This window comes from Marilutibacter maris, from assembly GCF_006546735.2.
Taxonomy (GTDB): Bacteria; Pseudomonadota; Gammaproteobacteria; order Xanthomonadales; family Xanthomonadaceae; genus Marilutibacter; species Marilutibacter maris.
Window position 1 is genome coordinate 1 of sequence record NZ_VICD02000339.1, and the last position, 12,197, is coordinate 12,197.

Annotated in this window: 13 protein-coding genes; 7 read left to right on the forward strand and 6 right to left on the reverse strand. The window is 70.3% G+C overall.

Annotated elements, in window-relative coordinates:
* Together FKV24_RS18740 and FKV24_RS18745 are read left to right on the forward strand one after the other, a co-directional pair.
* The coding region (locus FKV24_RS18740) for a GNAT family N-acetyltransferase (RefSeq protein WP_211371925.1) at positions 1-520 on the forward strand (520 nt) is incomplete at its 5' end.
* A 43-nt stretch (positions 521-563) separates the two neighbouring features.
* Positions 564-1,049 (forward strand): energy transducer TonB, encoded by a 486-nt coding sequence (locus FKV24_RS18745; RefSeq protein ID WP_111266489.1) that lies wholly within the window; start codon positions 564-566, stop codon positions 1,047-1,049.
* Between the two features lie 9 nt (positions 1,050-1,058).
* Here the strand turns inward: FKV24_RS18745 and aroA are convergent, their stop codons facing one another.
* The 4 genes from aroA to serC form a co-directional block, all read right to left on the reverse strand.
* Positions 1,059-2,384, reverse strand: coding sequence for a 3-phosphoshikimate 1-carboxyvinyltransferase (gene aroA / locus FKV24_RS18750; RefSeq protein ID WP_141483474.1), 1,326 nt, complete (start codon positions 2,382-2,384; stop codon positions 1,059-1,061).
* On the reverse strand, positions 2,381-3,550 hold the full coding sequence (gene hisC, locus FKV24_RS18755; RefSeq protein WP_141483475.1) for a histidinol-phosphate transaminase: 1,170 nt from the start codon (positions 3,548-3,550) through the stop codon (positions 2,381-2,383). Before hisC ends, aroA begins: the two co-directional genes overlap by 4 nt.
* The gene (gene pheA, locus FKV24_RS18760) at positions 3,547-4,752 is read right to left on the reverse strand and encodes a prephenate dehydratase (protein ID WP_111266492.1); all 1,206 of its coding nucleotides are present in this window, start codon (positions 4,750-4,752) and stop codon (positions 3,547-3,549) included. Before pheA ends, hisC begins: the two co-directional genes overlap by 4 nt.
* A 141-nt stretch (positions 4,753-4,893) precedes the next feature.
* Entirely contained in the window at positions 4,894-5,979 is a 1,086-nt protein-coding gene (serC, locus tag FKV24_RS18765) for a 3-phosphoserine/phosphohydroxythreonine transaminase (protein WP_141483476.1), read from the reverse strand.
* Positions 5,980-6,161: 182 nt separating this feature from the next.
* On the opposite strand from serC, the gene msrP reads away from it, so the two are divergent.
* Entirely contained in the window at positions 6,162-7,130 is a 969-nt protein-coding gene (gene msrP / locus FKV24_RS18770; RefSeq protein ID WP_141483477.1) for a protein-methionine-sulfoxide reductase catalytic subunit MsrP, read from the forward strand.
* An 83-nt stretch (positions 7,131-7,213) separates the two neighbouring features.
* A complete protein-coding gene (locus tag FKV24_RS18775; RefSeq protein WP_249041096.1) occupies positions 7,214-7,849 on the forward strand; it encodes a protein-methionine-sulfoxide reductase heme-binding subunit MsrQ in 636 nt (211 codons plus the stop codon).
* On the opposite strand, the gene FKV24_RS18780 is transcribed toward FKV24_RS18775, so the two are convergent.
* Complete coding sequence (locus tag FKV24_RS18780) at positions 7,834-8,637, reverse strand: FHA domain-containing protein (RefSeq protein ID WP_141483479.1); 804 nt, start codon at positions 8,635-8,637, stop codon at positions 7,834-7,836. The genes FKV24_RS18775 and FKV24_RS18780 overlap by 16 nt on opposite strands.
* A 127-nt stretch (positions 8,638-8,764) precedes the next feature.
* Here FKV24_RS18780 and FKV24_RS18785 point away from each other — a divergent pair, with 127 nt between their 5' ends.
* A complete protein-coding gene (locus tag FKV24_RS18785) occupies positions 8,765-9,040 on the forward strand; it encodes a polyhydroxyalkanoic acid system family protein (protein WP_111266496.1) in 276 nt (91 codons plus the stop codon).
* On the opposite strand, the gene FKV24_RS18790 is transcribed toward FKV24_RS18785, so the two are convergent.
* Entirely contained in the window at positions 9,033-9,773 is a 741-nt protein-coding gene (locus FKV24_RS18790; RefSeq protein ID WP_141483480.1) for a DUF8198 family protein, read from the reverse strand. The two genes, FKV24_RS18785 and FKV24_RS18790, sit on opposite strands and share 8 nt — an antisense overlap.
* 101 nt (positions 9,774-9,874) lie before the next feature.
* Here FKV24_RS18790 and FKV24_RS18795 point away from each other — a divergent pair, with 101 nt between their 5' ends.
* Complete coding sequence (locus FKV24_RS18795) at positions 9,875-11,215, forward strand: patatin-like phospholipase family protein (RefSeq protein ID WP_141483481.1); 1,341 nt, start codon at positions 9,875-9,877, stop codon at positions 11,213-11,215.
* 88 nt (positions 11,216-11,303) lie between these two features.
* Positions 11,304-11,945: a phasin family protein gene (locus FKV24_RS18800; RefSeq protein WP_111266499.1), complete on the forward strand. Its 642-nt coding sequence runs from the start codon at positions 11,304-11,306 to the stop codon at positions 11,943-11,945.
* Positions 11,946-12,197: the final 252 nt, after the last annotated feature.

The following is a 12,197-nucleotide window of genomic DNA, read 5'->3' on the forward strand; positions in this document are numbered from 1 at the left end:
TCAACGTTCCGGTCGAATTCCGGCGGTGAGCCCGACGCCAATGCTGCGGATACGCCCGGCGACGGTGGGCGACGCGATGGCGGTCAGCGCCCTGGTCCTGCCGCTGGCGCGCGAGGTCGTCGACGCTCCGGATGCGACCGCCTTCCTGGCCACGCTCGGGCCCGACGGCATGTTCGAGCGGCTGGCATCGCCGCGCTTCGCCGGCCTGCTCGCCGAGGACGGCAGCGGCGCCTGCGGGATCATCCTGATGCGCGACACCACCCACCTCTACCATCTGTTCGTGCGCCGCGACCGCCAGGGCCTGGGCATCGCTCGCCGGCTATGGCGGGCAATGACCGGCGCCGGCGGATCGGCGCAGGGCGCCCCCGCGCGCTTCACCGTCAATTCGACGCCATCGGCGGTCGAGGTCTACCGCCGCCTGGGTTTCGAAGCGACCGCGCAGATGCAGCACAGCGACGGTATCAGTTTCCTGCCGATGGCCTGCGAGCGGCCCCTCAACGCCTGCCCCGTCACGCGCTAACATCCGCTGTCGCGTCCCGCGCCCGCATTCCGAGGAACCGTCAATGAGCCAAGCGTCTTCGTCCTCCCGCCTGCTGCTGGCCGGCCTGGCCATCGTCGCGCTGCTGCTGGGACTGTATGTCTGGAAGATGGCGCCGGACGATGTCGCCGACGCGGCCGGCAACGACATCACCATCGGACCGATCGATGCCACCGAGATCGACGGTCAGTCGCTGACGCCGGCTTCGGCGGACCCGGACAATGCCTCGCGCAACCGTCGCGCGCGGCCGGTGGTCGGCTCGGCGGTGCCGCCGGCATTCCCGATCGAGGCGATCAAGCGCGGCGAAAGCGGCAAGGTGATACTGGAAGTGGTCGTCGACCCGCGCGGTCAGGCGACCGCGGTCCGGGTCGCGACCAGCAGCGGTTCGCTGATCCTCGACGAGGCCGCCCGCGAAGCGGTGGGCCGCTGGCAGTTCGAGCCGGCACTGGAGGAGAACGAACCGGTCGCCGACACGATCGAGATCCCGGTCGACTTCGAACCGGCCGGCTGAGCCCGGCGCTCAGTCCGCCTGCAAGCCCATTCCGATCGAGTTCGCCAGCTCGACGAAGCCCGGGAACGAGGTGGCGACGTTGGCGACGTCCTCGATCGTCACGCTGCCATGCGCAAGCTGGGCCGCGACCGCGAAGCTCATCGCGATACGGTGGTCGCCGTGGCTGTGCACACGACCGCCGCCGATGCGGCCGCCCTCGATGATCGCGCCGTCCGGGGTTTCCTGGATCGACACGCCCAGCGCCCGCAACCCGGCCGCCATCGTCGCGATGCGGTCGGATTCCTTGACCCGCAATTCGGCGGCGCCCCGGACCACGGTCCTGCCCTGCGCGCAGGCCGCGGCGACGAACAACGCCGGGAACTCGTCGATCATGTCCGGCACCAGCGCCTCGGGCACCTCGATCCCACGCAACGGCGCGTGCCGCACGACCAGGTCGGCCACCGGCTCGGCGTCGGCCTCCCCGGCGCGTCCGGCCACCGACTCCTCGCGGATATCGGCCCCCATCAGGCGCAGCGCGGCCAACAGGCCGGTACGACGCGGATTCATGCCGACCGCGCGCAGGCGCAACTCCGAACCGGGCACCAGGCTGGCGGCGACGATGAAGAAGGCCGCCGACGAGAAATCGGCCGGCACCTCGACCTCGGTCGCACGCAGGCGGTGGCCGCCGCCGAGACGGGCACGACCGGGGCCGAACTCGATCGGCCAGCCGAATGCCGCCAGCATCCGCTCGCTATAGTCGCGGGTCGGATGCGGCTCGGTCACGACGGTCTCGCCGCGTGCGTACAGACCGGCCAGCAACACCGCCGACTTGACCTGGGCGCTGGCAACAGGTGTTTTGTAATCAATGCCTTGCAGGGTATTTCCACCGTGAATTCTCAGCGGTGGCAGGCCGCCCTCACCGGAATCGATGCGCGCGCCCATCGCGGTCAGCGGATCGATCACCCGCCGCATCGGCCGCCGCGACAGCGAGGCATCGCCGACCAGCATCGAATCGAAGGCCTGGCCGGCCAGCACCCCCGACAGCAGGCGCATGCCGGTGCCGGCATTGCCGCAATCCAACTCGGTCGCCGGCGCGCGCAGACCGTGCAGGCCGACGCCGTGGACGATGCGCTCGCTGGCGCTGGGCGTCTCGATGCGCACGCCCATCGCCTCGAACACCCGCGCGGTGGCGCGGGTGTCCTCGCCTTCCAGGAAACCGCGCACCCGGGTCGTGCCTTCGGCCAGCGCGCCGAGCATCACCGCGCGATGCGAGACCGATTTGTCGCCGGGGACCTTCAGTGCGCCGCCCAGCGGGCGACCGGCACCGGCCGACCAGCGTTGTCCCCCATCGCTCATGCCAGCACCTCGTCCAGCGCGGCCAGCAGCCTGCGGTTCTCGTCGGGATTGCCGACACTGATGCGCAGGCAGTCGGGCAGACCGTAGCCGCCCATCGGCCGCAGGATCACCCCGCGATCGGTCAACGCCCGCTCGATCGGCGCGGCATCGCGACCGAAGCCGACCAGCACGAAGTTGGTCTGCGACGGGAACACCTCCAGCCCGCGTTCGCGCAAGGCCCGGGACAACCCGTCGCGCTGCTCGGCGTTGCGCGCACAGGCCGAGCGCAGATGCGCCTCATCGCCCAGCGCGGCCTCGCAGGCGGCCAGTGCCAGGCCGTTGACGTTGAAACTCTCGCGCAGCCGTTCCATCACCGCGACCAGGCCGGAGGCGCCGATCAGGTAACCGCAGCGCAGGCCGGCCAGTCCGTAGGCCTTGCTGAAGGTACGGGTCACCACCACGTTCGGGTGCGCGTCGAGCAGGCCCAGTGCGCTGGCGTAATCGGGCGCGTCGGCCATCTCGGCATAGGCCTCGTCGACGACCACGATGACCTCGCGCGGCACCCGGGCCAGGAAGGCCGCCAGCGCGTCGGCGCCGAACCAGGTCCCGGTCGGATTGTTCGGATTGGCGACGTAGAGCAGCCGGGTGTCGGCCGTGATCGCCGCCGCCAGCGCGTCCAGGTCGTGACCCAGCGGCATCGCCGCATCGCGCGGCAACGGCTCGGCAATGCGCATGCTCGCGCCGGCGGCCTGGGTCGCCAGCGCGAACACGGCGAAGGCGTGACGCGCGAAAACCACGTCGAGACCGGGACCGGCAAACACCTGCCCCAGCAGCATCAGCAATTCGTGGGAGCCGTTGCCGAGCAGGATCCGTTCGGGCGCGACACCGTGCCGGGCCGCCAGCGCCCGCTTGAGGTCGCCGCCGAGCGGGTCCGGATAGCGGTGGATCGCCTGCAACTGGTCGAGGATCGCCGCACGCGCGGCATCGGAGGGCCCGTACGGGTTCTCGTTCGAGCCCAGTTCGACCAGCGCCTGCCCGCCGGCGCTGCCGGCAAAACGGCGCCGGAACGCCACCAGGTCGTGACCGGGGTCGTAGGCCTTCAGGCCCTGCACACCGGCGCCGGCGCGCGCCGCGAACCAGGCTTCGTCCAGCACATCGCCGCCCGCCTCGTCGGCCATCGCGTTCATGCGATCGCCACCGGGTAGGACCCCAGGACCTTCACTTCCTCGACGAAGTCGGCCATCTCCTCCAGCGAGCGGCGCATGCCGTCCTCGTCGACGTGACCGGCCACGTCGATGAAGAAGGCGTACTGCCACAGGCCGGTATGGCCCGGGCGCGACTCGATCCGGTTCATGCTCAGGCCGTGCTTGGCGATCGGCGCGAGGATGTTGAACAGCGCGCCGGGCTGGTCCTTGATGAACACCAGCAGCGAGGTGCGATCGTTGCCCGACGGCGGGAACAGCTCGCGGCCCAGCACCAGGAAGCGGGTGGTGTTGTCGGGGCGGTCCTCGATCGGGCCGGCGACGTTCTTCAGGCCGTACACGGTACCGGCGCTGATGCCGGCGATCGCCGCCGCGTCGTCGGCATTGCGGGCGCGACGGGCGGCCTCGGCGTTGCTGCTGACCGGGATCTTCTCCGCATGCGGCAGGTGCTGGCGCAGCCAGGCCTTGCACTGGGCGAACGACTGCGGGTGCGAATAGACCCGCTCGATGTCCTCGAGCCTGCCGCCGCGCGACAGCAGATGCTGGTGCACGCGCAGTTCGACCTCGCCGCAGATCTTCACGTCCGAGGTCAGGAACATGTCCAGGGTCGACTGGATCGTGCCCTGGGTCGAGTTCTCGACCGGCACCACGCCGAAGTCGGCGGCGCCGGACTCGACCTCCTGGAACACCTCTTCGATGCTGCCCAGCGGCAGGCCGTGGATCGAGTGGCCGAAGTGCTTGTAGACCGCCTGCTGGGAGTGCGTGCCCTCCGGGCCGAGGAAGCCGATCTTCAATGGCTCCTGCTGGGCCAGGCAGGCGGACATGATCTCGCGGAACACCCGCACCAGCACGTCGTCGTTGAGCGGGCCGCCGTTGCGGTCGACCACCCGCCGCAGCACCTGCGCCTCGCGCTCGGGCCGGTAGTAGTCGACCGCCGCCGCCAGCTTGCCCTTGGCCTGTCCGACCTGGCCGGCGAACTGGGCGCGCTCGGCGATCAGCGCCTGGATGCTGCGGTCGATGCCGTCGATACGCACGCGCAGCTCGGCCAGGTCGGGCTTGCCCTTGCTGGCGGCCGGCGCGGCCTTGCCTGCGGCGGCCTTGCTCGAGGCGGTCTTGGTCGCGGCGCTCTTGGTCCTGGCCGGCTTCTTGCTCGCCGCGGTCACCGGTTTACGGGATTTGCCTGTCATCTGTCTGCCATTGACTCCGGATGGAGATTGTCGCCGTCCATGGCGCAATCCAATGCGGGCCGATCGCCCTGCCCGGCCCTCCGTGACCGCGCGCTCGCCGCTCCCGACGATGCCCTTGGGGCACCGTCGGAACGCGGTCGATCAACCATGCCGCTGCTGGAACTCGCGCATGAACCCGGCCAGCGCCTGCACGCCCTCTTCGGGCATCGCGTTGTAGATCGAAGCGCGCATGCCGCCCAGCGCACGGTGCCCCTTCAGCGAGATCAGGCCGGCGGCCTTGGCCTCGTCGAGGAACGGCTTGTTCAGCGCTTCCTCGTGCAGGAAGAACGGCACGTTCATGCGCGAGCGCACGGCCGCGGCCACCTCGTTGCGGTAGAAGCCGCCGGAACCGTCGATCACGCCGTACAGCAGCGCCGACTTGCGCGCGTTGCGCTGGGCGAACTCGGCCACGCCGCCCTGCGCGATCATCCACTTGAACACCAGTCCGGCCAGGTACCAGTTCCAGGTCGGCGGGGTATTGAGCATCGACTCCTTGGCCAGGTGCGAGGCGTAGGTGAAGATGTCGGCGCGCGGCTGGCCGGCACGCTCGAGCAGGTCGCGGCGGATGATCACCACGCTGATACCGACCGGGCCCAGGTTCTTCTGCGCGCCGGCGTAGATCACCCCGTACTTCGACACGTCCAGCGGCTCGGAGACGATGCTGGAGCTGAAGTCGGCGACCAGCGGCACGTCGCCGACCTCCGGGGTATCGCGGAACTCGACACCGTGGATGGTCTCGTTGGCGGTGATGTGGACATAGGCCGCGTCGGCGGACAACTGCCAGTCGGCGCGCGCCGGGATGCCGCGGAACCCTTCGCCCTCGCCGCTGGCGGCGATGTTCACGTCGACATAGGGCTTGGCCTGCTTGATCGCGGTCTTGCCCCAGTGGCCGGTCAGCACGTAGTCGGCCTTCTGTCCGGGCGCGGCGAAGTTCAGCGGAATCAGGGCCTGCTGGCCGGTCGCGCCGCCCTGCAGGAACAGCACCGCGTAGTCGTCCGGGATCGCCATCAGCGTGCGCAGGTCGGCCTCGGCCTCCTCGGCGACCTGAATGAATTCCGGCCCGCGGTGGCTGAGTTCCACGATCGAGGCGCCCGCACCGTGCCAGTCGAGCATTTCCGCCTGGGCCTGCAGCAATACGGATTCGGGCAGGGTGGCCGGGCCGGCACTGAAGTTGTACGCACGCGTCATCTGGAACTCCGGGGTGGGGGCTGTGATCGAAAGTGAGTCCGGTCCGCCGACCACCGGCCGGCGGACCCGGGTCCCGTAGTATGCCGCAGCGCAACACCGTGCACCGCGTCGGTTGCGGGCGTAACCTTTCGTGATCCTGGAACGTATCCACGACATGGTGCTTGGACGCGACGGAGCCGGTCATGATTTTGCGTAATGCCTTGAGAATTCCGGAGAACGAAGTCACCGACGAGCGGGTCTACCTGCAGCGGCGGAGGCTGATCGCCGGCCTGTCGGCGCTGCCGGCGCTGGGCCTGTCCGGCTGTGCCGAGGCCGATCCGCCGGCGCCGCCCGGTCCGGTGATCAGCGCCGCCGAGGCGGCCTCGGGCTTCAAGACCGACGAGCCCCTGACCCGCTACGAGGACGTTACCGGCTACAACAACTTCTACGAGTTCGGCACCGGCAAGGGCGATCCGTCGAAGGCGGCCAGGACCCTGCGCACCTCGCCGTGGACGGTCGCGGTCGGCGGCGAATGCGCCAGACCCGGCAAACTCTCGCTCGACGACCTGCTCAAGGGCCTGCCCCCGGAAGAGCGCATCTACCGGCTGCGCTGCGTGGAGGGCTGGTCGATGGTGATCCCGTGGCTGGGCGTGCCGTTGGCCGACGTGCTCAAGCGCTTCGAGCCCAACTCGGATGCCAAGTACGTCGCCTTCACCACCCTCGCCGACCGCGAGCAGATGCCCGGCATCCGCTACCGCTCGATCGACTGGCCGTACCGCGAGGGCCTGCGCATCGACGAGGCCATGCACCCGCTGACCCTGCTGGCGACCGGCCTGTACGGCAAGGCGCTGCCGCAGCAGAACGGCGCGCCGCTGCGGCTGGTGGTGCCGTGGAAGTACGGCTTCAAGAGCATCAAGTCGATCGTCGCGATCACCTTCGTCAAGCACCGCCCGCATTGCAGCTGGAACGACCTGCAGCCGAGCGAGTACGGCTTCTTCTCGAACGTGAATCCCGACGTCGACCACCCGCGCTGGAGCCAGAAGACCGAACGCCGGATCGCCGGCAGCGGCAGCCAGCTGTTCGCCGAGCGCATCCCCACCCGCCTGTTCAACGGCTATGCCGAGCAGGTCGGCGACATGTACGCGGGCATGAACCTGCGGCGCTGGTTCTAGCGCGCATGTCGGTCCCGCCCCGCGCGGCCGCGCAGGCCCGCCCCCGTCGCCGACCCGCGGCTCGTCCGCGCACGCCGCGCTGGGTGATCGCGGCCAAGGCGCTGGTGCATGCGCTGGCGCTGACGCCCGCCGCGATCCTGGCCTGGCAGATCCGCGAGGAATGGCTGACCGGCAGCGGCGGCCTCGGCGCCGACCCGGTCGCCGAGATCGAACACCGGCTCGGCCTGTGGGCGCTGCGCCTGCTGCTGATCACCCTGGCGGTCACTCCGCTGCGGCAACTGACCGGCCAGGCCGCGCTGCTGCGATTCCGGCGCATGCTGGGGCTGTACGCGTTCGCCTACGCCACCCTGCACCTGCTGGCCTATCTCGTCCTCGACCTGCGCGGCTACTGGACCCAGATCTTCGAGGAGATCGTCAAGCGGCCCTACATCACCGTCGGCTTCCTCGCCTGGCTGCTGCTGATCCCGCTCGCCGCCACCTCGACCACCGCCGCGATCCGCTGGCTGGGCCGCAACTGGGGCCGCCTGCACAAGGCGATCTACGCGATCGCGGTGCTGGCGGTGCTGCACTTCTGGTGGCTGGTGAAGTCCGACATCCGCGAGCCGCTGCTGTACGCGGCGATCCTGGCCGTCCTGCTCGGCTGGCGGCTGGTACGCAGGCTGAGGAACGCGGTCAGGGCCCGCGCGCCCCAGGCCCGGCGCCATCAACGCGCGCCGTAGAGCAGCAGCAGGCTCAGTGCCCCGGCCAGCAACAGCGCGGCCAGCAGCAACCAGGGAATCCGCAGCGCGCTGCGGGCGGCCACGGGGCCGTCCTGCGACGGCCGCAGCGAGGCCGGCTCCGGCTCGTTCGCCGGCAGGGTCAGCGACGGGTGCGTCGGCATCGTCGCCGCCTCGACCACGAAACGGTGCTGGGCGCCGAACATCACCTGCGAACCGGGCATCAGCAAGGCATGCCGCACCGGCCGGCCGTTGACCCGGCTGCCGTGCTCCGAACCCAGGTCGCGCAGCACCACCCCTTCCGGATGCGGCTCCAGCCGGGCATGGCGTTCGGCGAACCCGGGCTCGTCGATCCGCACTTCGCAGGCGCGCTGGCGCCCGACCAGCAATGGCCGGTCCATCACGATCGCGCGACCGTGATGGGCGCCGCCGATCCCGCGCAGCACGATCGCCGCGCCGCTCGGGGCCACCGGCGCAGCCTGGCCCTCGGGCGCGGGCACCGGCTCGGGCCCCAGCAACGAAAGCTGATAGCCGTCGACATGCAGGATGTCGCCCATCCGCAGCATCGCCACGTGGCGGATCGGACGGCCGTTGACGTGGATCCCGCGCACATCGTCGCGCAGCTGCAGCCAGATGCCGCGCCGGTCGACGCAGAACTGCATCATGCCGCGGCCGGGATCGTCGACCAGGGTCGGCACGCCGGCATCGTCGCGGCCGAGCGCATGGACGCCCGGCCCCAGCGGCAGGTCGTCGCGTTCGCGGTTGGGAAATTGCAGTCGGATGGCATTCACGCGAGCGCAATCTAGCATGGCCGGCGCGCATCCCGGCACAGTTTCCGCGCCACCGGCCAATGCCCGCGCCGCGGTGCTGGCCGAAGCCGCCGCATGACCGCACAATAGCCGGCCAGGAGGGAGTCCCATGCCGAGTATCGATATCCATCACGCCCATTCGCTTGCCCACGACGATGCCCGCCGCGCGGTGCAGGAAGTCGCGGAGAAGCTGTCCGATCGCTTCGGTGTGGAGTACGACTGGGCCGGCGACGACCTCAACTTCCGCGGCGCCGGAGTCGATGGTTGCATCGCGCTGGCGCCGAGCGAGTTGCGGGTGACCGCGCAGTTGGGCTTCCTGATGTCGGCGTTCAAGGGGCCGATCGAGAACGAGATCCGCCGGGTCCTGGACGAACGCTTCAGCTGAACGACCCGTCGTCTCCGAACGGGTCCGGCGCCGCCGCGAACAGGCGACGCGAAACCTCACGCTCGCCGCGTTCGATCTCGGCGATGAATCCGCTGACGTCGCCCAGCCGGGCGAACGCCGCCGCACCGCGTTCGAGAAAATTCTGCAGTTCTTCCAGCCCGGCCGCCCTGGCCGGGCCGCGCGACAGCCGCAACAGGGTGCTCACGCCGGGCATCTTCAGCGCCTGCGCGAGCCCGAGTCCGGCGCGCACGATCAGGTCGATCTGCCTGCCGCGCACCCGCGGCAGGCCGGTTCCGCGGTAGGCGTCGGCATACAGCGCGGCATCGAGCACCTTCGCGCGCGCGGCGTTGTCGTCCAGCCACTGGATCATCCTCAGGTCCAGTGCGTGGGTCAGCAGGGCCAGCTCGATCGCGTCGGCCACCGCCGCCAGCAACCGGGCCGGCAGCAGCCGCTGCATCATCGGCAGGACCTTGACGATGTCGGCGTCGCGGCGGCTGAAGTCCTTGTCGGCATAGACGTCGCTGAGGAAGAAGCGCGCCGCCGGCTCGCGCCGCGGGTCGTGGAGGAAGTGGCGGAAACTCGCCTCCAGCCGCGCCGACTGCCAGCGCCGCAGCTCCGGCAGCCAGCGCGAACGGTTGCGCGGATCGCGTCGCGGATCGTTGAGATCCTGGTGCGCCCGCAGCAGGCGCTCGAGGCGATCGACGGCATCGTGGTGGCGGTGCGTGCGCGACATCCTGACGCGGATTCTACGGCGGCCGGGATGGCCCGGGCGACGCAGGGCCGTTCACTGGGGCTACACTCGACCCGACCACAGTCCAGGTACGCGACCCGCCGATGCTATCCGCCCACAACGCCCAAGCCCGTCCCCGCAAGGGTTCCGACGGTCCCCGCATCGGCCTGGCCGTCGCCGGCGGCGGCCCGATCGGCGGCATGTACGAGCTGGGGGCGTTGCGCGCGCTGGACGAAGCCCTCGACGGTCTCGACCTGACCCGCCTGGACGCCTATGTCGGCGTCAGCAGCGGCGCGTTCCTGGCCGCGGCGCTGGCCAACCGCATCGATACCGCACAGATGTGCCGGATCTTCATCACCGGCGACAGCGACGATGTCAGGTTCCGCCCCGAAACCTTCATGCGTCCGGCGGTGTACGAGTACATGCGTCGCGCCGCCAGCCTGCCGCGTCTGACCCTGGAGTGCTGGCAGGCGCTGCTGTTCTCGCCGGCCTCGGTGCGCTGGCCGGACCTGATCGCCCGCTTCGGCGGACTGGTGCCGACCGGACTGTTCGACAACGAGCAGGTCGAGCGCTTCCTGCGCGACGTATTCACCCGTCGCGGCCGCAGCAACGACTTCCGCAAGCTCGGCACCGACCTGTACGTGGTCGCGGTCGATCTGGACAGCGGTGATACCGTCCGCTTCGGAGACCAGGGCTGGGACGACGTGCCGATCTCGCGCGCGATCCAGGCCAGCGCCGCGCTGCCGGGCCTGTACCCGCCGGTCGCGATCCACGGCCGCCAGTTCGTCGATGGTGCGTTGCGACGGACGATGCATGCCTCGGCGGTGCTGGACAAGGACATCGACCTGATGATCGGGGTCAACCCGCTGGTCGCCTTCAACACCGGCGACGGCGGCGCAGGCGACGCCTCGGGCGAGCGTGGCAGCGAGCACGCGCGCCTGGCCGCCGGCGGGCTGCCGGCGGTGCTTTCGCAGACCTTCCGCAGTCTGCTGCAGTCGCGCATGCAGGTCGGCCTGGCCCGCTACGCGAGGCAGTACCCGCATGTCGACCAACTGGTGTTCGAACCCAATCCCGACGACGGCGAACTGTTCTTCACCAATGCCTTCAGCTTCGCCGCGCGCCGGCGCATCTGCGAGATCGCCTACCGCAACACCCTCGACGACCTGCACCGGCACCAGGACGTGCTGGCGCCACAGCTGGCGCGGCACGGCATCCGCCTGCGCACCGAGGTGGTCGACGACCGCACCCGGACCCTGGTCGAGGGCCTGTCCGCTCCCGCCAGCCGCGACACCGACACCGTCGCCGAACTGAAGCGGGCGCTGGACGACGTCGACCGGATCGTCGCCCGCGGCAACGCCAAGCCCGGCGCCCGCTCGCGCACCCGCGGCCGTCCGGGCGCCAAGTCGTCCGCCACGCGCCGCCCGGCCCGCAAGCCGTTGGTGTGAAAACTCTAGAGCGCGGGCGCATGGTCGGATACAACGCCAAATAACGGCGCGGGTCGTGCTCCACGTCCCGCCCAACACGGAGGGATAGATGGCCAAGTTGAAGAAGTCCGCCAAGAAGACCGCGTCCGCGAAGTCGGCATCCGCCGCCAGCGATCCGCAGCAGCAGGCCGAGCGCCTGGCCAAGGGCATCAGCGAGTCCGCCCAGCACATCTGGCTGGCCGGCATGGGCGCCTTCGCCCGCGCCCAGGCCGAGGGCACCAAGCTGTTCGAGGGGCTGGTCAAGGAGGGCCTGGGCCTGGAGAAGAGCGCACGCAAGTTCGCCGGCGACCTCGCCAGCCATCAGGCCGACGCGGTGCGTGGCGCGGTCGAGAACCGGGTCGGACAGGCGCGCGACCGTGCCGCCGACACCTGGGATCGGCTGGAGAAGGTGTTCGAGGAACGCGTGCAGCGCGCCCTGGTCAAGCTGGGCGTGCCCGGCCGCGAGGACCTCGCCGAGCTGAGCGACCGGGTCGAGGCGCTCACCGCCGAGCTGCGTCGCCAGGGCGGTGGCAAGGCCGCCAAGGCGCCGCGCAAGACCGCTGCGAAGAAGGCGACGAAGAAGGCCGCCAAGAAGGCGCCGGCCAAGAAGACTTCCGCCGCCCGCGGCAAGACCCGCACGACCACGGCGCGCAAGTCGAGCAAGACCACCGCGCGCAAGCGCAGCGCGTCCAAGACCACGCCGGCCTCCTGAGTCCGGACCGGGCGCGCCGGCCCGAACCGGTCCGCGCCCCAGGTCGCCCGACGCACGGTTCAGCCCGCCAGTCCGTACCTCCGTATGCTCCCCTCCCCTTACGGTTTCGGACTGGCGGGCTTCTTGCGTCCGCACCGCACCGGTCCCGGACCGGCCTGCTAGCTGTGATCTTTCAGTAGGTTGTTCATCCGGGGCGATCCCGGAATTCTGTAGGTGCGACCCAAACAGCACCCCAGGAGCCCCGGATGAACC